This window comes from Yersinia proxima (assembly GCF_902170785.1).
Taxonomy (GTDB): domain Bacteria; phylum Pseudomonadota; class Gammaproteobacteria; order Enterobacterales; family Enterobacteriaceae; genus Yersinia; species Yersinia proxima.
The window spans coordinates 59,288-83,835 of sequence record NZ_CABHYG010000004.1 but is presented as its reverse complement, the minus strand read 5'-3'; the positions used below and the strand labels follow the sequence as shown (position 1 = coordinate 83,835).

Here is a 24,548-nt window from a genome sequence, read left to right as displayed (position 1 = left end):
GGTTAGTCACTTACGTGGTGTTATTCATTCTTATCGGAGAGCCGTCGATGACAGCTGCAAAACTCAGTGCGGGATTATTGGTCGTCGGGGGCATATTGGGTTATTTCGGTGCCGATTGGCAGAGCAAAACGTTACTGATTACCGCTGGAGTTACTTTACTTACCGGCATCGTTCTCTCCGCTTTTACCGATCGAAATTGCCGCTAAAGATGTGCCCTGTCGGTGTTTCAGGTATTATATGCGCCGCACGGGGTGACCGGTGCCAAAACATCAGTTCTATTGCGCGATGATTTACCCTGGTTAGCAGTCGAATGACTTACGTAACCCATTGAGCAGTAATTAAATATTTATCAGTAACCTCTCTGAAAGACAGGAAAGTACACCATGCCAGTGTTACATAACCGAATTTCTAATGAGGAACTTAAAGCGCGCATGTTGGCTGAAACCGAACCGCGCACCACAGTTTCTTTTTATAAATATTTCATATTGGAAGATGCCAAAGCCTTCCGCGATAACCTCTATAGCCAATTTATTAAGCTCGGCGTTTTCGGCCGGGTTTATGTGGCCAAAGAGGGCATCAACGCCCAAATTAGTGTGCCTGCCAACCGTTATGATGAATTTAAAGTGGCACTGTTTGCCGCACATCCTGCGCTGGACCAGGTGCGGCTGAATGTCGCGCATGAAGATGACGGCAAGTCATTTTGGGTGCTGCGTATGAAAGTCCGCGAGCGCATTGTGGCTGACGGCATCGATGATGACAGTTTCGATCCCAGTAACGTCGGGCACTATCTGAAGGCCGATCAGGTTAATCAGATGATTGATGACCCCGATACCTTGTTCGTCGATATGCGTAATCATTATGAATATGAAGTAGGCCATTTCGAAAATGCGATAGAAGTTCCTTCGGATACTTTCCGCGAACAATTGCCGATGGCAGTTGATATGCTACAACATGACAAAGAGAAGAATATTGTTATGTATTGCACTGGTGGGATTCGCTGTGAGAAAGCCAGTGCCTATATGTTGCATAATGGTTTTAAAAACGTCTATCACGTCGAAGGCGGGATTATCGAATATGCCCGCAAAGCCAAAGAACAAGGTTTGCCACTTAAATTTATAGGTAAAAACTTTGTTTTTGATGAGCGGATGGGTGAGCGGATCTCGGATGATGTTATCGCGCATTGCCATCAATGTGGCACACCGAGCGACACACATACTAACTGTAAGAATGATGGCTGCCACTTGCTATTTATTCAGTGCCCCGCTTGTGCTGCAAAATTTGAAGGTTGCTGTAGCCCGATTTGTCAGGAAGAACTGAAGCTACCTCAAGAAGAGCAACGTGCTCGCCGGGCAGGACGTGAAAACGGCATTAAGATATTTAATAAGTCTAAGGGGTTACTGCAAACAACGATGCATATTCCCATGCCGGAAAAGGGCATAGATAAGTAATATCTGGTGCTATTAAAATAAGGCGTTGTCGGTTATTTTATCCGGTAACGTCTTTTTTTTGCCATTTTGAGCCGTGGCGGTTCCAATACAAGGATTGATAATGACAAAACCTGTGGTAAGTGGCCAAGGGTTGCGCTTAGTTGCGATGCTGGCAATGTTGGTCGTGATTATGGCTGGGATCAAGGCGGCATCGCCTATTGTGGTTCCCTTTTTACTGGCAATATTTCTCGCCATTGTTTTAAACCCGTTGGTAAAATTACTCGAAAAAATAAAAATCCCCCGCACACTGGCTATCGTCTTACTGGTAACCATTATTGTTTTACTGATGGCATTACTGTTTAGCCGCTTAGGATCTTCATTAAATGAATTTGCCCGTTCATTACCGCAATATCGCGGAATGATGCTGGAAAAAATGCGCGATCTGCAAGAGTTTGCTATGCGCTTTAATATCGAGTTTTCAGTGGATGACATTATGAAACATGTCGATCCCAGCACGGCGATGAACTTTGTTACCCGCCTGCTTAGCCATCTCTCTGGAGCAATGGCCAGCACCTTCCTGCTATTAATGACAGTCGTATTTATGCTCTTCGAAGTTGAGCGCCTTCCTTATAAAATGCAGTTGATGTTTGATAATCCAGAACAAGGGAATGCGATTCTCAGACGTGCGCTGAATGGCGTGACGCATTATCTGGTGATTAAGACCATTATTAGTATCGCGACAGGGATTGTTATTTGGCTATTTTTGGCCGCAATGGGCGTCAGGTTTGCATTCCTGTGGGGATTATTAGCTTTTGTTCTCAATTATATTCCCAATATCGGGTCAGTATTAGCCGCCATTCCACCCATTATCCAGGCTCTGTTATTTAACGGTTTTGCCGACGCATTCGCCGTAACTGGTGGTTACATCCTTATCAACTTGATTGGCGGTAACATTATTGACCCGCGCATGATGGGGCGCGGCTTGGGGTTATCAACGTTGGTGGTATTCTTATCATTGATTTTCTGGGGTTGGCTATTGGGGCCGATAGGTATGTTGCTTTCAGTACCTTTAACCATTATTGCCAAGATCGCACTGGAATTAACGCCTGCTGGCTATAAGTTTGCGGTGTTACTGAGTGACGGTAAACCTGCCCAAACTGAGCCGGAAAAACCAATATCCTGACTTAAAAATCTGAGGCCAGCAGGTGAGTTCTATATCTGCTGGCCAACTCAACGTGAAAGGTATGGTACGGACAGTGAATTAATAGAAAAAGAAATAAATATCCAGAGCCAACAATGTGAGCCACAAACAGATATAGAGTATTAGGTGCTCTCTTACATTATTGATAACTATAGAAAGCAATTTATTTAACATGCTGACTGCCTGCGGCTAAAACAATCGCTCATTGTAGGTGTTTTAAATTAGATAAACAATAACTTAACCGTCAATTTAATATTTTTTGCTATGTAAAACATATAATTAATCTGTACGATTATCTTCTTTTTTAAAACCTTAAAGTAATATTTATACTAACGCTAAATTAAGCGTTAGTATAAATATTTAAATACGTTATAAATAAAACATAACTCCAACCGGTTTCTAACTTTTATTTTCTCAGTGATATGGCGTTTGTGTGAGTAGACAGTGCTATCACTGATGTTCAATTTTCTGGCTATGCGATAGTTCGGCATTTCTGTCATCCAATAGCACATGACTTTATGTTCTTGTGGGCTGAACAGAGATGAATGGCATGAATGATGTGAGTTACATGTATTACCACTATTACCACTATTACCACTATTATCATCTGAAGCTCTTGATAAACTTTTCAGCAGTTCGGGTAGATGCTTTTTAGCCAGAATTGAAACGGTTTCAGTTAACGGAATTGGCGTTTCGCTGAATGGATATGAGGCATCAAGATAAATATAAACTTTTGCCTGAGCGCAGCAACTGATAAATTGAGCTAATAATGGGCAATGACCCCCAAAGCGACAATATTGCGTCAGATTGACAATTATTATCTCAGGATTAAAATTGTGGATGGCGAATGTTGCCTGTTCAACCGTAGGAACATCCATTAAATTAAGAGATGCCGAATTGTTTAGATAAGTATTTACACCGGAACGGGTATAAAAACATTCGTCAATAATTAATATTTTCATGTGACATACATCCTTGTCTAATAGCAACCATACCTGACTGCATACAAGGATAAGGTAATCCTCTGACGACCAAGGCGTCAATTCGGGATTTGCGATGTTTACTGACGGGTTTTACGAGCTAACTTTCTACTAATTATTATACTTATAGTTTTTTATACTAAACATAAACCGTAAGCAATATAAATTAATTGCCAATGATTCGTTTGAAATATGAATAGTCATTGGCAAAAATGTCATGTGTCAATTGTAAGTTTGTTTACTCTAAGTGAGTAAACCGGGCCAGAGAGAATGCCGAGATATCAATAGGGGATGATTTATCTTGGGCAAAAAATGCCGCAATTTCACCCAGTGCAGGGGCAAATTTGAAGCCATGACCACTTAAACCCGTTACAACCATAATATTGGTGTTATCTGGCACAGTATCAATGATGAAATCTTCGTCAGGACTCATATCATAAGTGCATGCAGCACCATGCAGACATACACCGACACCGGGCAAGAAATGACGTAAAAAGGCAAATACTTCGGTACCATCTTCAGCATAAGCACCAAACGGCTTACGTTGTGCGGCTGATTCTATCGGTTGACCACCATCATGCTTACCCAGCTTAAGTTCATCATTTTGTGAGGGAAAACCGTAGTAATGAATGTTATCCGGAGTTTCTACTGTAAATGCCGGGAAATGATTCCCTTCACTGTAGCGACCATCGGCATGGTGCCAGGAGAAGACTTTGCGTATGGCTGTTATGGGTAATTGCGGTAGTAACTCTTTCACCCAGGTTCCGGCGGTGACCACCACTTTCCTGGCGCTGTAGGTACCATCAATGGTCACGACATCAACCCCATTATCCAAGGGTTCAATCGCGGTAACCGGGCAGTTAAATAAAATACCGCAACCAGCCTCAGTGACGGCTTTGATCAGTGTTTTTATCGCCAGTTCTGAGCGCAGATAACCCGATTGTGGTTCGAACACACCAATATAATTATCTGGCACAGTAAATACTGGCCATTTCTCACGAACCTGCGCTGCATTTAAAATGTCGACCGGTAAATTATATTGTTGCGCGCTGAGTTGTGTATTTTTCAGGAAAGTCGAATCATCAGGCCCCAAATTGAGTACACCACTGGCCTGAAACAATTTTTCACCGGTCTGAGTGGAGAGCTGATCCCACAGTGCTTGTGCGCGCAATACTAATGGCACATATTTTTCGCCTTCACCGTATGCATGGCGAATAATTCTGGTATCGCCGTGGTGACTACCTGCCTGGTGAGGGGGCATTGCGCTGTCAATCATCAGCACTTTTAAACCAGCTTGTGAGGCGTAGTAACCTGCGGCGGAACCGACGGAGCCACTACCAATGACAATCAAATCATAATCCATATTTTTCACCTTGGTGAATATCATCGCTAGCCTTATTTAACACTGTTTGATTTGTAACGCAGTCTTATCCTGATAATAAACAGAATGTTTTAAATGAAAGGCGGCAAGTTGCGATAAAAATTAAAACGATAGTAATAGCACGGGGTCAGGGAGAGCAAAAGGGATGTTAGCGATATTATGGTGGGAACGGTTAATAAAAAGGCATCAAGTGATATTCACTGATGCCTTTTTATGAGCTTTGAGAAATTAATTGTTGGTGATAATTAATGCTTACGGTGGTCCAAATCTTCGTATTCTGATGACTCAATTTTGGCAATGCCTGCTTCTAAGATATTTATTAATTGGCGTGCAACATCAGTCGTCAGCCAGAGCGTTCTATCAACCAGCGCATCTTCAGGCGGTTGATCCATGGAAGACAGGTAATGAAGACGTATCATCATCGCGTCATATGCATCTACAGTGCTGATATCCCAACCTACGAGCGGGTGAGTCTGGATAACTTCATCATTTCTGTCCATAAAGACCCCTTATATAGTAGTTACTAACTGGAGTGACTAACGAGGATCAATGCGACTCAATACTAAGTGAACTTTTTTAGTATACGCAAGCGCTGGTGAATGTGGAGATTATCAACAGATCTTTACAAATTATTTATTTTCTGATGATTAATTAAGCGAAGATTAAAATGAAAAAAGCCGAGGAGCGATTCCCCGGCAAAACAGCATTTATCTATACCCGTCATACTTCAAGCTGTATGTGCGTTGGCTACACTCAATAACCCGAATCACTTACGACACTGTAAGCTCATCGGGATTATGAGCCTCATCAGAGGCTCACCCTGCGGGCCAGCGCCAGCGCTGTTCAACATGGTTTGCAACCAATTTGTCTCTCACTTGCCGCCTTCCTGCAACTTGAATTATTTAGGGTATACAACATATTTTTATTGTAATTTATTCTGCATCGAACCAGTCGTCTGCGCTTTCCCATATTTCTTGTAATATTTCAGAGATGAGATCTTTATCGGTTTTGGCACCGCCTAAAACAGAAAGATTATTGGCCCCGGCATAACGCACTTGTACTGCGGTAGTGATATCCGGGAATTTAGTATTCAGTCGTTTACTCAATTCATTGGTGAGTGCTTCGATAGCACCTGCGGGTAACTGATTTTTTTTATCAATACTGACTTCAACACGCATATTTAGCCCTCCGAATATTCATACTGGTTATTTATACAGTATAAATATTCGGACTGCAACTGGCGGATAAAAAAATTTGAGGCAGTAGAGAAAAGCGCGCTCTACCGCCATAGCTATCAAACTTTAACTGACCAGTTGATGGTCTGGCCGGCAAGGAAAGGAATAATAGATTCGTTTCCGAGTGAGATTTCTTCTGGTTGTTGGAAAGGAACCCGAACCAATTCAACAAAATCTTCGTTAACGGGCAGACCATAGAAACGTGGGCCGTTCAAAGAGCAGAATGCTTCCAAATGTTGCAGTGCGTTCATCTCTTCAAACACCGAGGCATACGCTGGAAGTGCCGACGGGGCATTGAACACACCTGCACAGCCACATGATGACTCTTTACGATGTTTGGCATGTGGTGCTGAGTCAGTTCCGAGGAAGAAGCGCTCAGAGCCACTGGCAACCGCTTGACGTAGGGCCTCTTGATGAGTACTGCGTTTTAGGATCGGCAAACAGAACAGGTGAGGGCGAATTCCACCAACCAACATGTGATTACGATTGAACATCAAATGCTGAGGGGTGATGGTCGCACCAAGGAAACGATTGCCTTCCAGCACATAACAGGCTGCCTCTTTGGTGGTGATATGCTCAAAGACAATTTTCAGCTCCGGGAATTGACGGCGTATCGGTTCCAGGATTTGGTCAATAAAGCGCGCTTCACGATCAAAAATGTCCACAGCCGCGTCAGTGACTTCTCCGTGGATCAGTAACGGCATACCTATCTTCTGCATCTGTTCAAACAGCGGATAAATTGCTGGAATATCAGAAACACCATGGGTTGAGTTGGTGGTGGCATTGGCCGGATAGAGCTTGGCGGCGGTAAACACACCTTGTTCAAAACCGAGAGTCAGTTCATTGACGTCCAGAGTATTGGTCAGGTAGCACGTCATTAGCGGTGTGAATTTATGGTCTGAAGGAATTGACGCCAAAATACGTTCCCGATAGGCAATGGCACTGGCAACTGTGGTTATCGGGGGTGTCAGGTTTGGCATGACAATAGCCCGAGCAAACACCTCGGAAGTATAGGGCAGCACGGTACTGAGCATTTCGTCATCACGTAAATGAATATGCCAGTCATCGGGGCGGCGAATTTTCAGGGTTTGGGGTTGTGCAGTCATTCAACGGGCTCCGCAGTCATGATGAGATATCGGGGGTTTTGTGCTGTTTCCGGCGGGGTCTAAGGATAAGCGGAAAGTGCTCCGGATGCATCTGATTGTTACGGCTAAGTTGAAAACAATGCAAAAAGGGGCTTTTATAGAGAGGTTTCGAAAAAATTGCCCAAGTGGGTGAGCGATTGATTTATCGTCAAATACGCTAATTAAATGTACAGATGGGAGAATAACTATGGAAGTTCGTGTTATTGCCAGTTTAGTGGCGAAACCTGAGTTTATTGCTGAGGTTACCGCCGCAGTTCATCAGGTTATCGAACCGAGTCGTGAAGAGAAGGGGAATCTGCAATATGATCTCCATGCTGAAAGCGACCAAAAAGGCTCTTTTGTGTTTTTTGAGCGCTGGGCATCTGAAGATGCATTAGAAAAACATAATAAAACCGAGCACTTCAAAGCGTTTGTCAAAGCTATTGAAGGCAAGTTGGAAAGCCTTGAGATAAAGAAAGTGAAGCAAATCGCGTGATAATCTTTGCTCAATAAAAAACCCGCCAAATGGCGGGTTTTACACTATTAGGGCCGAACGATATTGCTACTATTCAACCGATTGTGGCTTTGTTGCTGGTGCTGTTGCTTTAGTTGCTGCCGCATGACCACCCGCAGAACCTTTACCTGCAAAATCAAAGGCTGGACGTTCCCAATGGCCTTGGCTTGGCGATGCTGGTTCGTAATCAGGTGCTGGTGCTTTGGTCATTGGCGCTGAAGCATAGTGCTTGAATAACACACCTTCAGGATGAGCAACAACTGGCTGCTGCGGTGCAACGGCAACAGGAGCTGTGTCGGTTGGTGATTCAGTTACCGTAGCTTCTTCTGCCACAGAATCTTCAACCACTGTTTCCGCCACGATTGGTGCTTCAACCACCGCTTCTTCAACTGTAACTTCTTCAACTGTAACTTCTTCAACTACAGCTTCTTCAGTGACTGTCGCGTCTTCAACTACAGCTGCTGTTTCTTCAACTACAGGCTCTTGGGTTACGGCTTCTTCCACGACAGCGACGGGTTCGATTGTCGCTTCAACCACAGTTTCTGTTGCCACAGCGTCTTCAATTACTGGCTCGACTGCTGTGATAGTTTCTGCTGCTGGTGCAATGTCAGTTACCTGAGTAGGTTCTTCAACAGCATGGGTTTCAACGATTGGCGCGACAGTTACCGTTTCTACAATTGCGGTTTCCACTATTGCTGTTTCCACAACAACCGGCGCACGGCCCGGTACAGCAGCTGCAGATGATGAAGAACCACCTGGTTTGTGTTGCGGGGCTGGAGTCGGCGCGACAGTTTCAGCGACGGCAGCAGCAACAGGTGCAGCAACGACAACAGGTGCAGCAACGACAACAGGTGCTGCAATAACAGCAACTTGTTCTACTACAGCAGTAACTTCCTGCACGTACTCAACGGGTTGTTGTTCTTCAACCGGATTTTCCACAAAGGCGGGTTCAAACGGTTGAGCTACTGGATAACGCACCCACACTTTACCTGATGCCATTTCTGGTGAGGCGAAAGCACCCGCCAGCGGCATAGCTGACTGGGTTGGGTAGCGCTCATCACGATAGCGGCGACGGCGTTGACCACTGACACGCAGGTGGCGAGGTGAGCGGCGAGAGCGACGTGGCATACCATTTTCATTGTTGCCATTACGATCGTTCGATGCTTCATCATCGGCCTGTGAGCTTGTTTGCGACAGCAATTTCACTTCTTCCTGCACTACTGGTGCAGCAATGTGGGAAACCGGCTCGCTAACAGGTGTTTCCAGAACATTTAGCTCATCATTCGCGGATTGAATACGGACTTTCTGATTCAATTGGCGACGTTGACGGCGCTGCATCACCTGTTGACGTTCTTCTTGCTCAGGTTGCGCTTCTTCGACTACAGCTGTGACGATATCCGCATCAACTTTAGCTTTAACGTCTTGTGATACCTGGCGTTTATCATCTTGTGGACGACGACGTTGGCGATCACCGCGACGGGCTGGCTGTTCTTCACGCTGTGCTTTATCCGCTTCAACAACTTCAGTCTGTGCCTGTGGTGCCGTTGCTTGTTGCGCCGGGCGTCTATTATTGCGGCGCTGATCGTCACGACCCTCGCGATTGCTATTATCGCGGTTAGCATTGTCACGGTTGCCGTTATCGCGAGCATTATTGTCGCGACTATTATTATCACGGCCTTCACGAGGTGTGCGATCACCACGGTCTTTGCGGCCATTATTCTGGCGGCGAGGATTACGGCGATCGTTACGACGGTTTTCGTTGGTTTCAGTTTTTTCAACTTCAACCGGTTTCACTTCGGTTTCTGTTGAACCACCGAAGAGACCTTTCAGCCCACTGAGCAGGCGGCTAAGGAAACCAGGTTGTTCTGCCACCACAGCTGTTGCGGCCTGTGGTGCGGCTGTTGGTTTAACATTTGCAGCAGGGGCAGTTTCTGGTGGTACTTCTGTTGGCAGAGAGAACGTCGCCAGCGCAGGTTGCTCTGGACGTTTGCGCTCGATAGTCGCTTCTTCTTGCGGTTGTGCCATTTCTGCTTCATGCAGTTGCGGCAGCAAATAGCTAAGGGAAGGGACTTCTTCGCCTTTGCGCACGCGCAGCACGGAATAATGCGGCGTTTGCATCTGATCGTTTGGCACGATCACTGCACGCACACCGCCCTGGCGTTTTTCGATGGCATTAACAGATTCACGCTTCTCGTTCAGCAGATACGATGCAATTTGTACCGGCACAATGGCGTGAACTTCATGGGTATTCTCTTTCAGCGCTTCTTCTTCAATCAAACGCAAAATAGAAAGTGACAGAGATTCGTTGTCACGAACAGTACCTGTACCGCTACAGCGTGGGCACACATGGTGGCTTGACTCACCCAGTGATGGGCTGAGGCGCTGGCGGGACATTTCCAGTAAACCGAAGCGAGAGATGCGGCCAATCTGGATGCGCGCACGGTCTTGACGAACGGCATCACGTAAGCGGTTTTCTACTTCACGTTGATGGCGTACCGGTGTCATATCGATAAAGTCGATGACAATCAAACCACCCAAGTCACGTAAGCGTAACTGACGAGCGATTTCATCGGCGGCTTCAAGGTTGGTATTGAATGCCGTTTCTTCGATATCACCACCGCGAGTTGCTCGGGCGGAGTTGATATCAATTGCTGTCAGGGCCTCAGTGGTATCGATAACGATAGAACCACCGGAAGGCAGACGTACTTCGCGTTGGAACGCAGATTCAATTTGTGACTCAATCTGGTAGTGACTGAATAATGGGATTTCGCCACTATACAATTTGATTTTGCTACTGAAATCCGGGCGGCCAAGTGCTGCGATATGCTCTTTAGCCAGTTCGAGAACTTTAGGATTATCGATCAGGATTTCGCCGATGTCCGGGCGCAGATAATCACGGAAAGCACGGACAATCACGTTACTTTCCTGATGGATCAGAAACGGTGCAGGGCGGCCTTCAGCGGCTTTTTTAATCGCATCCCAGTGTTTTAGACGGAATGATAAGTCCCATTGCAGCGCATCAGCAGATTTACCAACACCGGCGGTACGAACAATCAGACCCATGCCATCAGGCAATTGCAGGGAGGATAGGGCTTCTTTCAGTTCAGTGCGGTCATCACCTTCGATACGGCGAGAAATACCACCAGCACGTGGGTTATTAGGCATCAGAACTAAATAACTACCTGCCAGGCTGATGAAAGTCGTGAGTGCGGCACCTTTATTACCGCGTTCTTCTTTATCAACCTGAACAATAACTTCCTGGCCTTCGCGCAGCACATCTTTGATGTTTGGGCGGCCATGAGAGGAATAATTACTAGGGAAATATTCGCGAGAGATTTCTTTTAATGGGAGAAAACCATGTCGTTCAGCGCCGTAATCAACAAAAGCGGCTTCCAGACTGGGTTCGATTCGGGTGATTTTACCTTTGTAAATATTCGCTTTTTTCTGTTCATGACCTGGGCTTTCAATATCCAAATCATACAGCCGCTGTCCATCTACAAGGGCAACACGCAACTCTTCTTGCTGAGTTGCGTTAATCAACATTCTTTTCATCTTTAACTTACTCGTTTTTTTTACATTGGCGTTAGAACTGCGGGCAAAATAACCTCTATGGTCGGGTAAACCGATGACCCCGAGTCTTCTAGCAAAGCCGTCAACCTCACGGTTGTCGCCTGCATAGGGGCGCATTATTTCGGTAAGCCTGTGTTTCTTTCTGAAAAACAGCGCTTTTTATATAAAGGGTAGCTTCTGAATATAAGACAACAGAGCCTGACCCACTTGCCGACCAAGCTGCAACCCGCAGCCCGCTAATTGCTTGATTTCACATTACGTCTTACGCCATTGCTGCGTTTTTGTGTTATCAGGCAAAGTTTATTATTCCACAAGTCTCTTGGTCTAACGAGAATCAACGCAGAATTAATCACATTATTCCATTGCTGACACTGATATAGCAAGATGACTTTACCTGTCTACGTAAAGATTCTTTTACTGTATTCACAGTGTTGGCGGCTATCGTTGTCTTATTAAACAATAAATGCACGCAAACGTTATCTTTAAATAGCCAGAATGACAGTTAAGCACAGAAAAAGGGGTGGCGCTAATTCCTCGGTGTAATTAGAATCGCGCCCCATGAAAACGAATAATCCAGCAGTACAATTAATCACCATTTCTGCCGACGAAGCGGGTCAGCGGATCGATAACTTTTTGCTCACGAAATTGAAAGGTGTGCCAAAGAGTATGATCTATCGCATCGTCCGCAAAGGTGAGGTTCGTGTTAATAAAGGGCGCATTAAGCCAGAATATAAACTGGCTGACGGTGATGTGGTACGTGTACCACCGGTACGTGTTGCCGAGCGCGAAGAGATTCAGGTATCAGCTAAACTTGATAAAGTGGCTGCGCTGGCTGATTGCATTCTATTTGAAGACGATTATCTCTTAGTGTTAAACAAACCTTCTGGTACAGCTGTTCACGGCGGTAGCGGTTTAAGTTTCGGGGTGATTGAAGCATTACGCGCACTTCGCCCTGAAGCGCGTTTCCTGGAATTGGTTCACCGCCTTGACCGCGATACTTCCGGTGTTTTGTTGGTGGCCAAAAAACGTTCGGCTTTGCGCTCTTTACATGAGCAACTGCGCTTGAAAGGGATGCAAAAAGATTATTTGGCTTTGGTGCGCGGGCAATGGCAATCCCATTGCAAAGCGGTGCAAGCGCCGTTGCTGAAAAATATTATGCAAAGTGGCGAGCGTATGGTGAAAGTCAGTAGTGAGGGTAAACCATCTGAAACGCGCTTTAAAATAGAAGAGCGTTTTGAGCATGCAACTTTGGTGAAAGCCAGCCCGATAACGGGCCGTACACACCAGATTCGCGTGCACGCCCTACATGCCGGCCACCCGATCGCATTTGATGATCGCTATGGTGACCGAGAATTTGATAGCCAATTGCAGGGGACAGGGTTACATCGCTTATTCCTGCATGCCGCCGCTTTACGTTTTGAACATCCGAATACCGGTGAAACCATGCGCATTGAAGCCCCTTTGGATAATCAATTGCGCCATTGCCTGGCGGTATTACGTAAGAAAGCGGCGATTTAAAATGCGGCTAGCTGTTTTAAAACTATCCGTATTTTAAAGTTATCCGCATTTTAAAGTAAGGGATTGACCCCTTGCTCAATTAACATTTGAGTGAGGGCGATTAACGGCAGGCCGATGAGAGTATTCGGATCACGGCCCGATAACTTGTCAAATAAAGTGATGCCCAACCCTTCACTTTTAAAACTGCCTGCACAATTCCACGGTTGTTCTCGCACTAAATAACCCTCAATTTCTGCGCTATTTAATTTGCGGAAATAAACATCAAATGTTTCGCAGAGGCAATTATGGCTACCTGTTGCTGTATTGAGCAGTGCCAGCCCGGTATAAAAAGTGACACATTGCCCGCTGGCTTGTTCTAATTGCTTGACCGCATTGGCATGATTATGGGGTTTTCCGACGATGGCACCGTTGATAACGCACACTTGATCAGAGCCGATTATCAAGTGTTGTGGGTAATGAGCGGCCAGCGCCTGGGCCTTTGCTTGCGCTAACCGTTGCACCAACGCACCCGCGCTTTCGCCTTGCAATGGGCTTTCATCGGTTTGTGGTGCAGCAGTGATAAAAGGCAATTGCAGTTTTTCCAGCAATGCGCGGCGGTATGATGATGTTGAGGCCAGAACTAATTGCGGCATAATATTTTCCATAAACCGTGGCGTAATTTAATCAGGCATTTTAAACTGTCTGTCGCTTCGGAAGCGAATATTGGTGAAAGGTGCGGTAAAAAGGCCTTTTTCTTTGACTCTATGTCGTTACAAAGTTAATATGCGCGCCCTATGCAAAAGGTAAAATTACCCCTGACCATTGATGCGGTTCGTACCGCTCAGAAACGTTTAGATTACGCAGGTATCTATTCACCTGAGCAGGTTACACGAGTAGCCGACTCAGTGGTAAGTGTGGACAGCGATGTCGTGGCCTCATTATCGTTTAATATCGATAATCAGCGTCTGGCGGTTATTACAGGTCATGCGGACGTCGATGTAACGTTGATGTGTCAGCGCTGTGGTAACACGTTTGCACACCATGTTCATACAACGTATTGTTTTAGCCCGATCGTCAATGATGAGCAGGCTGAAGCATTACCGGAAGCGTACGAGCCGATCGAAGTCGATGAATTTGGCGAAGTTGATCTGCTGGCTATGATTGAAGACGAAATTATTCTTTCACTGCCTGTCGTTCCGGTACATGATTCTGAACACTGTGAAGTGTCCGAGGCGGACATGGTATTTGGCAAACTGCCTGAAGAGGCGGAGAAACCTAATCCATTTGCCGTATTAGCCAGTTTAAAGAAAGTAATTAAGGAGTAAGGTCAATGGCCGTACAACAGAACAAACCCACTCGTTCCAAACGTGGCATGCGCCGTTCACACGATGCGCTGACCACTGCCACTCTGTCTGTGGACAAAACTTCCGGTGAAACTCACCTGCGTCACCACATCACAGCCGACGGTTTCTACCGCGGCCGCAAGGTTATCGGCTGAGTAGTACTTGCTAATCTTCTTTAGCAAGGCGATACCTTGACTTGTCTAACCCTAGCGTTAGATGCAATGGGTGGGGATTTCGGTCCCCACGTCACAGTGCCTGCTTCATTGCAGGCACTGGCCTCTAATCCAAAACTAAAACTCCTGCTGGTCGGGAACCCCGACACCATCACTTCGTTACTTGTTAATGCCGATCCTTTGTTGCTGGAAAGGTTACAGGTAATCCCCGCTGAGCATGTTATTGCCGGCGATGCTAAACCCTCACAAGCGATCCGTGCCAGTCGTGGCACTTCAATGCGTATTGCATTGGAGCTTGTCAAAAACGGTGACGCAGCAGCCTGTGTGAGTGCAGGTAATACGGGGGCATTGATGGGGTTGGCGAAGATGATGATTAAGCCACTGGATGGAATAGAGCGCCCGGCATTGATGACGGTCATCCCAAATCAGCAGCGCAGTAAAACTGTGGTACTGGATTTAGGGGCTAATGTTGAATGTGACAGTACGATGCTGGTGCAATTTGCCGTCATGGGTTCGGTGATGGCAGAAGAAGTTGTCGGCATAACAAACCCGCGTGTTGCTTTGCTCAATATTGGCGAAGAAGAAACCAAGGGATTGGATAATATCCGCGAAGCCGCCGCCGTATTAAAAAATACACCGGCTATCAACTATATTGGTTATCTGGAAGGCAATGATTTGCTGACAGGCAAGACTGATGTGATGGTTTGTGACGGCTTCGTGGGTAACGTCACTCTAAAGACTATGGAAGGTGTGATAAGAATGTTCTTGTCACTGCTCAAATCATCGGGCGAAAGCAAAAAACAGTCATGGTGGCTTAAACTTATTGGCCGTTGGCTGCAAAAACGTGTGGCTAAGCGGTTCGGTCATTTGAACCCAGACCAGTATAATGGCGCATGTCTGTTAGGATTACGGGGTATCGTAATCAAGAGCCATGGCGCTGCGAATCAACGCGCATTCGCCGTTGCCATCGAACAGGCTGTGCAGGCGGTGCAGCGGCAAGTCCCACAACGGATTGCCGCGCGCCTTGAAGCGGTTTTACCCAAGAGTGACTGATCGTACATGTATACTAAGATTCTCGGTACGGGGAGTTATCTGCCCGAACAAGTGCGCACTAATGCTGATTTAGAAAAAACGGTGGATACGTCGGACGAGTGGATTGTCACCCGGACAGGTATTCGTGAACGGCGTATTGCTGCCCCTGATGAAACTGTTGCAACTATGGGTTTCAAGGCGGCTGAAAAAGCGCTGAAGATGGCCGGTATTGCAAAAGATGATGTCGGGCTGATTATCGTAGCGACCACCTCGTCAAGCCATGCTTTCCCAAGTTCGGCCTGCCAGGTGCAGCAAATGCTAGAGATCAAAGATGCTGCCTCTTTCGATCTGGCCGCAGCTTGTGCTGGTTTTACCTATGCACTTAGTGTTGCTGATCAGTACGTGAAAAGTGGTGCAGTCAAATATGCGCTGGTCATTGGTTCTGATGCACTTTCTCGTGCACTGGATCCAGAAGACCGCGGCACCATTATTCTGTTTGGCGATGGTGCCGGTGCCGTGGTGTTAGGTGCATCAGAGCAGCCGGGCATTCTCTCTACTCATTTGCACGCAGATGGCAGCTATGGTGAATTGCTCAAATTGCCATATCAGGATCGCCAACACCAAGAACAGCCAGCCTATGTCACTATGGCGGGCAATGAAGTGTTTAAAGTTGCGGTCACTGAGCTTGCCCACATTGTGGATGAGACATTGCAGGCCAATAATCTGGATCGCTCAGCGCTGGATTGGTTGGTGCCGCATCAGGCTAATCTGCGTATTATTAGCGCAACGGCTAAAAAATTAGGCATGGGGATGGATAAAGTGGTGATCACGCTCGATCGTCATGGCAACACCTCTGCGGCATCCGTACCTGCGGCACTTGACGAAGCAGTACGAGATGGGCGAATTCAACGTGGGCAGTTAGTGCTGCTGGAAGCGTTTGGCGGCGGCTTTACCTGGGGCTCAGCGCTGGTTCGCTTCTGATTTAACAGGACCTTTTTTGGTTTAACAGGAAAGCAAAATGTCGAAATTTGCAATGGTATTTCCAGGCCAGGGTTCTCAATCCCTTGGCATGCTGGCCGATTTGGCCGCACAATTTCCGATAGTTGAAGAGACTTTCAGTGAAGCCTCATCAGTACTGGGTTATGACCTGTGGCAGCTAGTACAACAAGGTCCGGCTGAAGAATTGAATAAAACATGGCAGACGCAACCGGCTCTATTGGCGGCATCTGTTGCTATCTGGCGTGTTTGGCAGCATCAAGGCGGTAAACTGCCTGCGATGATGGCGGGCCATAGCTTGGGTGAATACTCCGCTCTGGTATGCGCTGGTGTGCTCGATTTCACACAGGCGATTCGTCTGGTTGAATTACGCGGCAAATTGATGCAAGAAGCAGTACCTGAAGGTACTGGTGCCATGTACGCGATTATTGGTTTGGATAATGAATCCATCGCCAAAGCCTGTGAGGATTCAGCCCTTGGGCAGGTTGTCTCGCCAGTTAACTTTAATTCACCGGGTCAGGTGGTTATTGCTGGTAATAAAGAGGCGGTAGAACGCGCTGGCGCTGCTTGTAAAGCCGCTGGTGCAAAGCGTGCCTTGCCATTGCCTGTTAGTGTGCCATCTCATTGTGCGCTGATGAAACCTGCGGCAGATAAGCTGGCCATTGCTCTGGACGAAATTGAATTCCAGGCACCGTTATTCCCTGTCGTCAACAACGTAGATGTGAAAACTGAAGTATCACCAGAGGCGATTCGTAGCGCATTGGTGCGTCAGTTGTATAATCCGGTACGTTGGACTGAGAGTGTTGAATTTATGGCAGCAGAAGGTGTTGAGCTGCTGTTAGAAGTTGGGCCGGGTAAGGTCTTGACTGGTTTGACCAAGCGTATCGTGGATACTTTGGCCGCAGCACCGGTAAACGATGTCGCTACGCTGACCAGCGCGCTTGAAAACTAAGAAAGAGGGTAACATGAGCTTCGAAGGAAAAATTGCGCTGGTAACTGGCGCGAGTCGCGGTATTGGCCGTGCGGTTGCAGAATTATTGGCTGAGCGCGGTGCCCGTGTTATTGGTACGGCGACCAGTGAAAAGGGTGCTGAAGCCATCAGCGCCTATTTGGGTGACCAGGGTAAAGGTTTAATGCTGAATGTCGTGGACCCCGCGTCAATCGAGTCAGTTCTGGCAACGATTCGTGCGGAATTTGGAGAAGTCGACATTTTAGTGAATAATGCAGGGATTACGCGTGATAACCTGCTGATGCGTATGAAGGATGATGAGTGGCAAGATATTATTGACACCGATCTGACTTCTGTATTCCGTCTGTCAAAAGCGGTATTGCGAGCTATGATGAAAAAGCGGTTTGGGCGTATCATCACCATTGGTTCTGTAGTTGGGACAATGGGCAATGCAGGGCAGGTTAACTACGCGGCAGCTAAAGCGGGTCTGATCGGTTTTAGCAAGTCTTTGGCGCGTGAGGTTGCTTCACGTGGCATTACTGTCAACGTTGTCGCACCTGGCTTTATTGAGACAGACATGACTAAGGCGTTGACAGATGATCAACGCGCAGGCATTTTAGCCCAAGTACCAGCTAGCCGGCTTGGGGAAGCAAAAGAAATCGCCAGCGCTGTTGCATTTTTAGCCTCTGATGAGGCCGGCTACATCTCTGGTGAAACGTTACATGTCAATGGCGGCATGTATATGATTTAAAAATCACGAAAGTATTTGCGTTATTTGAGGTAAAAACCGCAAAATAGCGTAAAATCGTGGTTTGACCAGCCTAGATTTAGTTGCATCTTTTTCAACATTTTATACACTACGAAAACCATCGCGAAAGCGAGTTTTGATAGGAAATTTAAGAGTATGAGCACTATCGAAGAACGCGTTAAGAAAATCATCGTTGAACAACTGGGTGTTAAAGAAGACGAAGTGAAGAACAGTGCTTCTTTCGTTGAAGATCTTGGCGCGGATTCTCTGGACACCGTTGAGCTGGTAATGGCTCTGGAAGAAGAGTTTGATACTGAGATTCCAGACGAAGAAGCAGAAAAAATCACTACTGTTCAGGCAGCTATTGATTTTATCAACGCTAACCAGCAGTAAGCGTACATGCTTTAAGTTTTGATAGTTAGGCGGTCACTCGACCGCCTAAGTTTTTTTTGTCCTAAGTGTTATTTTCCCTCCTTGGAGGACAACCGTGTCTAAGCGTCGAGTTGTTGTGACTGGACTGGGCATGTTGTCTCCTGTCGGTAATACAGTCGAATCCACATGGAAAACTGTTCTTGCCGGGCAGAGTGGCATCAGCCTGATCGACCATTTTGATACTAGTGCCTATGCAACTCGATTTGCTGGCTTAGTGAAAGATTTTAATTGTGATGAGTTCATTCCGCGTAAAGATGCGCGCAAGATGGACGCATTCATACAGTACGGCATTGTTGCTGGTATGCAAGCTATGCAAGACTCCGGGCTTGCAGTCACTGAAGCCAATGCTACCCGTATCGGTGCCGCTATCGGTTCTGGTATTGGTGGGCTGGGTCTGATTGAAGAAAACCACACCGCACTGGTGAATGGTGGGCCACGTAAAATTAGCCCATTCTTCGTACCATCAACCATTGTTAATATGATTGCTGGCCACTTGACCATTATGTATGGGATGCGTGGGCCAAGCATTTCTATCGCCACGGCATGTACTTCTGGTGTGCATAACATTGGCCACGCAGCGCGTATCATTGCTTACAATGATGCTGATGTCATGCTGGCGGGTGGTGCGGAAAAAGCCAGTACACCATTGGGTGTCGGTGGTTTTGGTGCCGCTCGCGCATTATCGACTCGGAACGATAATCCAGAAGCGGCAAGCCGCCCATGGGATAAAGACCGTGATGGTTTCGTTCTGGGCGACGGCGCAGGCATGATGGTGCTGGAAGAGTATGAACACGCCAAAAAACGCGGCGCAAAAATCTATGCAGAAGTTGTTGGTTTTGGGATGAGCAGTGATGCTTACCACATGACCTCTCCACCGGAAAACGGCTCTGGAGCAGCTTTGGCAATGGTAAATGCATTACGTGATGCGGGTGTGAGCACGTCTCAAATCGGCTATATCAATGCCCACGGCACGTCAACTCCTGCTGGCGATAAAGCCGAAACGCAGGCAGTTAAGTCTGTATTTGGTGAAGATGCCTATAAAGTGATGGTCAGTTCCACCAAATCCATGACTGGGCACTTGCTAGGTGCAGCAGGTGCAGTTGAATCTATCTTTACTATCTTAGCTCTGCGTGATCAGGCCATTCCAGCAACCATCAACCTGGATAATCCAGATGAAGGTTGTGATTTGGATTTTGTTCCGCACGAAGCTCGCCAGGTAAAGGGTTTGGAGTACACCCTGTGTAACTCCTTCGGCTTTGGTGGCACTAACGGTTCTTTGGTTTTCCGCAAAGTATAACCTTGGCCGCTAAGTTCCAACTGCTCAAAAGGCCCGGTCTTCCGGGTCTTTACTCGTTTTCCCTGCATTAGTCTTCATATCCCTCCATAATAATTGTCTCAATAAGAGACAAATCTGAAAACAGCCACGGGTTTAAATCTGATACTGTCAGCAGGTACAATTTATATTTATGGGCAATCCTGCTTGCTCAACTGAATATAAAACCAATACTCCCATTTAAAGAGAATCTGAATGTTCTGGATTAATGGTGTTGAACAAAATTTGATTTCAGCTTCAGACCGCTCTGTGCAGTTTGGCGATGGCTGCTTTACTACCGCCAGGGTTTATCTCGGGCAAGTCGTGTGGCTGGATATGCATATCTCACGCTTGCGGCAGGCGACTGAACGACTCTTAATGCCCGCAGTAAACTGGAATGCATTGATCAAGGAAATGGTTGAGGCGGCAAACCATACTGAAGACGGGGTGTTGAAGGTTATTATCAGTCGGGGAAGCGGCGGACGAGGCTACAGTGGCACGGCATGTCAGCACCCGACACGGATTATTTCTCTCAGTGATTACCCAGTTCATTATGATAATTGGCGTGAGCGGGGGATTTCTTTGGCACTCAGCCCGATATCGCTAGCACGCAGCCCATTGCTGGCGGGTGTTAAACACTTGAACCGCCTTGAACAGGTGTTGATTCGCGCGCATCTTGACCAGACAGCCGCAGATGAGGCGCTGGTGCTTGACACTCAAGGTATGCTGGTGGAATGCTGTGCGGCTAATTTATTTTGGCGTAAGGGGGATAAAGTATTTACCCCAGATCTGCGCCAGTCTGGTGTAGATGGCATAATGCGCCAGCGAATTATTAACTGCCTGGCCACCCATGGTCAGCAGGTGGCAATTGTGTCACAGCCAGTGGACGTGTTGGCCGATGCAGATGAAGTTATCGTTTGTAACGCGCTGATGCCGCTACTCTCGGTGAATAGGATTGAGCCGGTAAATCGCGCCGAACCGTGGATTTACCATTCGCGCCAGTTATTTGATTTCTTAAATCTTCATTGCTGCGAAGTAAAGGCTGCATGAGGATTTTGATTTTTGTACCTATGACTACCTTTAATATGAAGATGGCTGCCCGATGAAAATAAAAAGCACCAAAGCATTAATCCTTTTTGTCGCTATCTGTTTGGGATTGCTGCTGTTGGGTTACCAGAGAGTACAACACTTTGCTGATAGGCCGTTGGCTATCCAGCAAGAGACCATCTTTAAACTTCCGGCGGGGACGGGGCGAGTGGCACTGGAGAATTTGCTGCAACGCGACGGCCTGATTAAAAATACTCGCTGGTTCCCCTGGCTGCTGCGCCTTGAACCCGAGTTAGCCAAATTTAAGGCGGGAACCTATCGCTTTACTCCCGGGATGACAGTGCGCGGCATGCTGGAGCTGCTCGCCAGCGGTAAAGAAGCCCAATTTACCGTGCGTTTCATTGAAGGCAAGCGGCTGCGTGATTGGATGGATGAATTACAACAATCAAAATATATAAAGCATGTATTGGATGGGAAGAGTGATGCCGAAATCGCGGTATTACTGGGATTAAAGGACAGCGAACATCCCGAAGGGTGGCTTTATCCAGATACCTATTCATATACTGCCGGAACCACTGACCTGGCATTACTCAAACGTGCCCATGTGAAGATGGAAAAAACTGTCGATGAAATTTGGCAGGGGCGTGATAAGTCGTTGCCTTACAAAACCCCAGGCGACCTGGTGACTATGGCGTCAATCATCGAAAAAGAAACGGCGGTCAATGAAGAGCGAACCAAAGTGGCGTCGGTGTTTATCAACCGTTTACGTATTGGTATGCGACTGCAAACGGACCCGACGGTTATTTACGGCATGGGGGATAGCTATAATGGCACCATTAGTCGTAAAGACTTAGATACGCCAACGCCTTATAATACCTATGTAATATCCGGTTTGCCGCCGACGCCGATTGCAATGCCGGGGCTGGCATCACTTACGGCTGCCGCTCATCCGGCTAAAACGCCTTACCTCTACTTTGTAGCAGACGGCAAAGGCGGGCATACTTTTACCACCAATTTAGCCAGTCATAACCAAGCGGTGCGGGTTTATCGCCAATCGCTAAAGGATAAAAATGAACAGTAAATTTATCGTTATTGAAGGGCTTGAAGGGGCAGGGAAAACTACCGCCAGAGACACCGTGGTTGCCACATTACGCGCCCAGGGGATTAACGATATTGTTTTCACTCGCGAGCCAGGGGGAACTCCGCTGGCAGAAAAGCTGCGTGATTTGATTAAGCAAGGTATTGATGGTGAAGTCCTGACGGACAAAGCCGAAGTGCTGATGTTGTATGCTGCCCGCGTGCAATTGGTTGAAAATGTCATTAAACCGGCCCTGGCGCGCGGTAGTTGGGTGGTAGGTGATCGCCATGATTTGTCATCGCAAGCCTATCAGGGCGGCGGACGCGGAATTGATATTAATCTGATGACATCATTGCGTGACACGGTATTGGGTGAGTTTCGCCCCGACCTGACACTGTATCTCGATTTGCCGCCAGTTATTGGGCTGGCTCGCGCCCGCGCCCGCGGTGAATTAGACCGGATTGAACAAGAGTCACTGGCCTTCTTTGAGCGCACCCGAGAGCGCTATCTCGAATTGGCTGCAACCGATTCGAGCATCAAAACTATTGATGCTTCACAACCGCTTGAGCAAGTCAGTGAATCTATTAGCCGGGTACTGAAGCAATGGCTGACCAGCCGAGAAACAGCGTAATGAAATGGTATCCGTGGCTTACTGCGCCTTACCGCCAGTGGGTTGGGCAGCAGGCTGCCGGGCGAGGCCATCATGCATTACTGCTGCACTCTTTGCCCGGAAATGGCGAAGAAGCACTGATTTACGGTATTAGCCGTTGGTTGATGTGCCAGCAACGACAAGGCGAGAAAAGCTGTGGTGAATGTCATAGTTGCCGCTTGATGTTGGCCGGCAATCATCCGGACTGGTATGTGCTGACACCGGAGAAAGGTAAAAGCAGTCTCGGTGTTGAGTTGGTGCGTCAACAGATTGAAAAACTCTATTCCCATGCTCAGCAAGGCGGGGCAAAAGTCGTGTGGCTTCCCCACGCGGAGTTGCTTACAGATGCCGCGGCGAATGCGTTGCTAAAAACGTTGGAAGAGCCACCAGAGAAAACCTATTTTCTACTCGATTGCCATCAACCTGCCAGTTTGCTTGCGACACTGCGCAGCCGCTGCTTTTACTGGCATCTGGCCTGCCCGGATACTGCGCTTAGCCTGCAATGGCTTCAGCGGCAGATCCCAGCAGAACCTGTCTCGATGCTGGCGGCACTTAAATTGAGTGAAGGTGCGCCGTTAGCGGCCGAGCGTTTACTGCAACCGGAACGCTGGGCCACCAGAACCACTTTGTGCCATGCATTGCATAGCGCACTGCACAGCTCGGATTTACTGTCGTTATTACCGCAAATTAACCATGATGATGCTCCAGAACGCTTGCAATGGATCTCTTCATTGGTGTTGGATGCGTTGAAATGGCAGCAAGGCGCGGGTCAATTTGCCGTCAACCAGGATCAATTGCCATTGGTGCAGCAATTGGCTGGCATGGCCGCAACACCAGTATTGCTCCATTCAGCCCAGGCGCTGGGCCATTGCCGTCATCAATTATTATCGGTGGTAGGTGTTAATCGTGAATTATTACTTACCGAGTTCCTGCTTAACTGGGAAACAGCGCTGACCACGGGCACTTATTCCACCTTATCTTCGTTGTAATTGGGTTTAAAATTATGTTGTTAGTAGATTCTCATTGTCATCTCGATAGCCTTGATTACCAGACGTTGCACTGCAATGTTGATGATGTATTAGCTAAAGCGAAGGCGCGTGATGTCGGGTTCGTGCTGGCGGTCGCCACTACATTACCGGGTTTTTCAGCCATGACCTCCCTTATCGGGGAGAGAGAAAATGTGGCGTTTTCATGTGGCGTTCATCCACTCAATCTTGAGGGTGGCTATGATTTTGAGCAGTTGGCAAAACTTGCGGCGGCAGCTAACGTGGTGGCGATGGGGGAAACCGGGCTGGATTATTTCTATCAGCAAGACAATATTCCACTGCAACAGGCCTCTTTCCGTGAGCATATCCGTATTGGCCGTCAATTAAATAAACCGGTGATTGTACATACTCGTGATGCCCGTGAAGACACGCTGGCAATCTTGCATGAAGAACAGGCACATGAGTGTGGTGGAGTTTTACATTGCTTTACAGAAGATAAAGCAACCGCCGCTACGCTGTTAGATCTCGGTTTCTACATCTCTTTCTCAGGCATTCTCACTTTCCGTAACGCAGAACAGCTCCGTGATGTAGCACGGTATGTGCCACTAGACAGGTTGCTGGTTGAAACCGATTCGCCTTACCTGGCACCGGTTCCGCATCGCGGAAAAGAGAACCAACCTGCCTATGTGCGTGATGTTGCTGAATATATGGCGGTGCTAAAGGGGGTTAGTCTTGAATCCTTAGCCCAAGCCACTACAGATAACTTCTGCCGGTTATTTCATCTGGACTCTGCACGGCTGACCAGTGGAACGTCCCAACTTCCTTAAGAATACTTTTTTTTAAGCTCGTAATTAATCGTCGAAACGAGTAATGT

General features: G+C 47.3%; 26 protein-coding genes. 18 read left to right on the top strand and 8 right to left on the bottom strand.

The window, feature by feature from the left end; genetic code table 11:
* Positions 1 to 47: 47 nt before the first annotated feature.
* From FTB31_RS02465 to FTB31_RS02455, 3 genes are all read left to right on the top strand, one after another.
* The gene (locus tag FTB31_RS02465; protein ID WP_227731071.1) at positions 48 to 206 is read left to right on the top strand and encodes a hypothetical protein; all 159 of its coding nucleotides are present in this window, start codon (positions 48 to 50) and stop codon (positions 204 to 206) included.
* Between the two features lie 177 nt (positions 207 to 383).
* Entirely contained in the window at positions 384 to 1,448 is a 1,065-nt protein-coding gene (trhO, locus tag FTB31_RS02460; RefSeq protein ID WP_227731070.1) for an oxygen-dependent tRNA uridine(34) hydroxylase TrhO, read from the top strand.
* 100 nt (positions 1,449 to 1,548) lie between these two features.
* Positions 1,549 to 2,610 carry an AI-2E family transporter gene (locus FTB31_RS02455; RefSeq protein ID WP_050078781.1) on the top strand — a complete coding sequence of 354 codons (1,062 nt, stop codon included), beginning with the start codon at positions 1,549 to 1,551 and terminating at the stop codon, positions 2,608 to 2,610.
* A gap of 78 nt (positions 2,611 to 2,688) precedes the next feature.
* Here the strand turns inward: FTB31_RS02455 and FTB31_RS02450 are convergent, their stop codons facing one another.
* From FTB31_RS02450 to pyrC, 6 genes are all read right to left on the bottom strand, one after another.
* Positions 2,689 to 2,802, bottom strand: a complete 114-nt coding sequence (locus FTB31_RS02450) for a DUF2770 family protein (RefSeq protein ID WP_005179400.1) — start codon at positions 2,800 to 2,802, stop codon at positions 2,689 to 2,691.
* Between the two features lie 173 nt (positions 2,803 to 2,975).
* Positions 2,976 to 3,590: a LuxR C-terminal-related transcriptional regulator gene (locus tag FTB31_RS02445; RefSeq protein ID WP_227731069.1), complete on the bottom strand. Its 615-nt coding sequence runs from the start codon at positions 3,588 to 3,590 to the stop codon at positions 2,976 to 2,978.
* A 256-nt stretch (positions 3,591 to 3,846) separates the two neighbouring features.
* On the bottom strand, positions 3,847 to 4,971 hold the full coding sequence (gene solA / locus FTB31_RS02440) for an N-methyl-L-tryptophan oxidase (protein ID WP_227731068.1): 1,125 nt from the start codon (positions 4,969 to 4,971) through the stop codon (positions 3,847 to 3,849).
* 263 nt (positions 4,972 to 5,234) lie between these two features.
* Positions 5,235 to 5,489, bottom strand: a complete 255-nt coding sequence (gene bssS / locus FTB31_RS02435; protein WP_050078784.1) for a biofilm formation regulator BssS — start codon at positions 5,487 to 5,489, stop codon at positions 5,235 to 5,237.
* A gap of 432 nt (positions 5,490 to 5,921) precedes the next feature.
* Positions 5,922 to 6,167, bottom strand: coding sequence for a DNA damage-inducible protein I (gene dinI / locus FTB31_RS02430; RefSeq protein ID WP_227731067.1), 246 nt, complete (start codon positions 6,165 to 6,167; stop codon positions 5,922 to 5,924).
* 116 nt (positions 6,168 to 6,283) lie between these two features.
* Positions 6,284 to 7,330 (bottom strand): dihydroorotase, encoded by a 1,047-nt coding sequence (gene pyrC, locus FTB31_RS02425; protein WP_227731066.1) that lies wholly within the window; start codon positions 7,328 to 7,330, stop codon positions 6,284 to 6,286.
* A gap of 226 nt (positions 7,331 to 7,556) precedes the next feature.
* Here pyrC and FTB31_RS02420 point away from each other — a divergent pair, with 226 nt between their 5' ends.
* Positions 7,557 to 7,844: a putative quinol monooxygenase gene (locus tag FTB31_RS02420; protein ID WP_019079805.1), complete on the top strand. Its 288-nt coding sequence runs from the start codon at positions 7,557 to 7,559 to the stop codon at positions 7,842 to 7,844.
* Positions 7,845 to 7,913: 69 nt separating this feature from the next.
* On the opposite strand, the gene rne is transcribed toward FTB31_RS02420, so the two are convergent.
* Positions 7,914 to 11,414 carry a ribonuclease E gene (gene rne / locus FTB31_RS02415; RefSeq protein ID WP_227731228.1) on the bottom strand — a complete coding sequence of 1,167 codons (3,501 nt, stop codon included), beginning with the start codon at positions 11,412 to 11,414 and terminating at the stop codon, positions 7,914 to 7,916.
* Positions 11,415 to 11,990: 576 nt separating this feature from the next.
* Here rne and rluC point away from each other — a divergent pair.
* Entirely contained in the window at positions 11,991 to 12,950 is a 960-nt protein-coding gene (rluC, locus tag FTB31_RS02410) for a 23S rRNA pseudouridine(955/2504/2580) synthase RluC (protein WP_005157930.1), read from the top strand.
* 50 nt (positions 12,951 to 13,000) lie between these two features.
* Here rluC and FTB31_RS02405 read toward each other — a convergent pair whose 3' ends face one another.
* Positions 13,001 to 13,582, bottom strand: coding sequence for a Maf family protein (locus FTB31_RS02405; RefSeq protein ID WP_050078788.1), 582 nt, complete (start codon positions 13,580 to 13,582; stop codon positions 13,001 to 13,003).
* Between the two features lie 141 nt (positions 13,583 to 13,723).
* Between FTB31_RS02405 and yceD the strand changes: the two genes are divergently transcribed.
* From yceD to FTB31_RS02340, 13 genes are all read left to right on the top strand, one after another.
* Positions 13,724 to 14,254: a 23S rRNA accumulation protein YceD gene (gene yceD, locus FTB31_RS02400; protein ID WP_004709643.1), complete on the top strand. Its 531-nt coding sequence runs from the start codon at positions 13,724 to 13,726 to the stop codon at positions 14,252 to 14,254.
* 5 nt (positions 14,255 to 14,259) lie between these two features.
* Positions 14,260 to 14,427 (top strand): 50S ribosomal protein L32, encoded by a 168-nt coding sequence (gene rpmF, locus FTB31_RS02395; protein ID WP_002210931.1) that lies wholly within the window; start codon positions 14,260 to 14,262, stop codon positions 14,425 to 14,427.
* A 36-nt stretch (positions 14,428 to 14,463) separates the two neighbouring features.
* Positions 14,464 to 15,498 carry a phosphate acyltransferase PlsX gene (gene plsX / locus FTB31_RS02390; protein WP_077173922.1) on the top strand — a complete coding sequence of 345 codons (1,035 nt, stop codon included), beginning with the start codon at positions 14,464 to 14,466 and terminating at the stop codon, positions 15,496 to 15,498.
* Positions 15,499 to 15,504: 6 nt separating this feature from the next.
* The gene (locus FTB31_RS02385; RefSeq protein ID WP_077173923.1) at positions 15,505 to 16,458 is read left to right on the top strand and encodes a beta-ketoacyl-ACP synthase III; all 954 of its coding nucleotides are present in this window, start codon (positions 15,505 to 15,507) and stop codon (positions 16,456 to 16,458) included.
* A gap of 37 nt (positions 16,459 to 16,495) precedes the next feature.
* Positions 16,496 to 17,425 carry an ACP S-malonyltransferase gene (gene fabD, locus FTB31_RS02380; protein ID WP_050078791.1) on the top strand — a complete coding sequence of 310 codons (930 nt, stop codon included), beginning with the start codon at positions 16,496 to 16,498 and terminating at the stop codon, positions 17,423 to 17,425.
* 13 nt (positions 17,426 to 17,438) lie between these two features.
* Complete coding sequence (gene fabG, locus FTB31_RS02375; RefSeq protein WP_077294818.1) at positions 17,439 to 18,173, top strand: 3-oxoacyl-ACP reductase FabG; 735 nt, start codon at positions 17,439 to 17,441, stop codon at positions 18,171 to 18,173.
* Between the two features lie 153 nt (positions 18,174 to 18,326).
* Positions 18,327 to 18,563, top strand: coding sequence for an acyl carrier protein (acpP, locus tag FTB31_RS02370; RefSeq protein ID WP_002220787.1), 237 nt, complete (start codon positions 18,327 to 18,329; stop codon positions 18,561 to 18,563).
* Positions 18,564 to 18,657: 94 nt separating this feature from the next.
* Positions 18,658 to 19,899 (top strand): beta-ketoacyl-ACP synthase II, encoded by a 1,242-nt coding sequence (gene fabF, locus FTB31_RS02365; RefSeq protein WP_077173926.1) that lies wholly within the window; start codon positions 18,658 to 18,660, stop codon positions 19,897 to 19,899.
* A gap of 231 nt (positions 19,900 to 20,130) precedes the next feature.
* Complete coding sequence (gene pabC / locus FTB31_RS02360) at positions 20,131 to 20,964, top strand: aminodeoxychorismate lyase (RefSeq protein ID WP_227731065.1); 834 nt, start codon at positions 20,131 to 20,133, stop codon at positions 20,962 to 20,964.
* 52 nt (positions 20,965 to 21,016) lie between these two features.
* Positions 21,017 to 22,042 (top strand): endolytic transglycosylase MltG, encoded by a 1,026-nt coding sequence (mltG, locus tag FTB31_RS02355; protein ID WP_005170713.1) that lies wholly within the window; start codon positions 21,017 to 21,019, stop codon positions 22,040 to 22,042.
* On the top strand, positions 22,032 to 22,670 hold the full coding sequence (gene tmk, locus FTB31_RS02350; protein ID WP_050078795.1) for a dTMP kinase: 639 nt from the start codon (positions 22,032 to 22,034) through the stop codon (positions 22,668 to 22,670). Before mltG ends, tmk begins: the two co-directional genes overlap by 11 nt.
* Positions 22,670 to 23,677 carry a DNA polymerase III subunit delta' gene (gene holB, locus FTB31_RS02345; RefSeq protein ID WP_050078796.1) on the top strand — a complete coding sequence of 336 codons (1,008 nt, stop codon included), beginning with the start codon at positions 22,670 to 22,672 and terminating at the stop codon, positions 23,675 to 23,677. Before tmk ends, holB begins: the two co-directional genes overlap by 1 nt.
* A 14-nt stretch (positions 23,678 to 23,691) precedes the next feature.
* On the top strand, positions 23,692 to 24,501 hold the full coding sequence (locus FTB31_RS02340) for a metal-dependent hydrolase (RefSeq protein ID WP_227731064.1): 810 nt from the start codon (positions 23,692 to 23,694) through the stop codon (positions 24,499 to 24,501).
* Positions 24,502 to 24,548 lie beyond the last annotated feature (47 nt).

Bases quoted from the DNA above. Each gene is read 5' to 3' on its own strand.
- holB (WP_050078796.1), top strand. From the start codon at position 22,670: ATGAAATGGTATCCGTGGCTTACTGCGCCTTACCGCCAGTGGGTTGGG.
- FTB31_RS02465 (WP_227731071.1), top strand. From the start codon at position 48: ATGACAGCTGCAAAACTCAGTGCGGGATTATTGGTCGTCGGGGGCATA.
- solA (WP_227731068.1), bottom strand. From the start codon at position 4,971: ATGGATTATGATTTGATTGTCATTGGTAGTGGCTCCGTCGGTTCCGCC.
- bssS (WP_050078784.1), bottom strand. From the start codon at position 5,489: ATGGACAGAAATGATGAAGTTATCCAGACTCACCCGCTCGTAGGTTGG.
- dinI (WP_227731067.1), bottom strand. From the start codon at position 6,167: ATGCGTGTTGAAGTCAGTATTGATAAAAAAAATCAGTTACCCGCAGGT.
- FTB31_RS02405 (WP_050078788.1), bottom strand. From the start codon at position 13,582: ATGCCGCAATTAGTTCTGGCCTCAACATCATCATACCGCCGCGCATTG.
- FTB31_RS02445 (WP_227731069.1), bottom strand. From the start codon at position 3,590: ATGAAAATATTAATTATTGACGAATGTTTTTATACCCGTTCCGGTGTA.
- rpmF (WP_002210931.1), top strand. From the start codon at position 14,260: ATGGCCGTACAACAGAACAAACCCACTCGTTCCAAACGTGGCATGCGC.
- yceD (WP_004709643.1), top strand. From the start codon at position 13,724: ATGCAAAAGGTAAAATTACCCCTGACCATTGATGCGGTTCGTACCGCT.
- fabG (WP_077294818.1), top strand. From the start codon at position 17,439: ATGAGCTTCGAAGGAAAAATTGCGCTGGTAACTGGCGCGAGTCGCGGT.
- FTB31_RS02420 (WP_019079805.1), top strand. From the start codon at position 7,557: ATGGAAGTTCGTGTTATTGCCAGTTTAGTGGCGAAACCTGAGTTTATT.
- fabD (WP_050078791.1), top strand. From the start codon at position 16,496: ATGTCGAAATTTGCAATGGTATTTCCAGGCCAGGGTTCTCAATCCCTT.
- trhO (WP_227731070.1), top strand. From the start codon at position 384: ATGCCAGTGTTACATAACCGAATTTCTAATGAGGAACTTAAAGCGCGC.
- FTB31_RS02340 (WP_227731064.1), top strand. From the start codon at position 23,692: ATGTTGTTAGTAGATTCTCATTGTCATCTCGATAGCCTTGATTACCAG.
- rluC (WP_005157930.1), top strand. From the start codon at position 11,991: ATGAAAACGAATAATCCAGCAGTACAATTAATCACCATTTCTGCCGAC.
- mltG (WP_005170713.1), top strand. From the start codon at position 21,017: ATGAAAATAAAAAGCACCAAAGCATTAATCCTTTTTGTCGCTATCTGT.
- FTB31_RS02385 (WP_077173923.1), top strand. From the start codon at position 15,505: ATGTATACTAAGATTCTCGGTACGGGGAGTTATCTGCCCGAACAAGTG.
- rne (WP_227731228.1), bottom strand. From the start codon at position 11,414: ATGAAAAGAATGTTGATTAACGCAACTCAGCAAGAAGAGTTGCGTGTT.
- tmk (WP_050078795.1), top strand. From the start codon at position 22,032: ATGAACAGTAAATTTATCGTTATTGAAGGGCTTGAAGGGGCAGGGAAA.
- FTB31_RS02450 (WP_005179400.1), bottom strand. From the start codon at position 2,802: ATGTTAAATAAATTGCTTTCTATAGTTATCAATAATGTAAGAGAGCAC.
- pabC (WP_227731065.1), top strand. From the start codon at position 20,131: ATGTTCTGGATTAATGGTGTTGAACAAAATTTGATTTCAGCTTCAGAC.
- pyrC (WP_227731066.1), bottom strand. From the start codon at position 7,330: ATGACTGCACAACCCCAAACCCTGAAAATTCGCCGCCCCGATGACTGG.
- acpP (WP_002220787.1), top strand. From the start codon at position 18,327: ATGAGCACTATCGAAGAACGCGTTAAGAAAATCATCGTTGAACAACTG.
- FTB31_RS02455 (WP_050078781.1), top strand. From the start codon at position 1,549: ATGACAAAACCTGTGGTAAGTGGCCAAGGGTTGCGCTTAGTTGCGATG.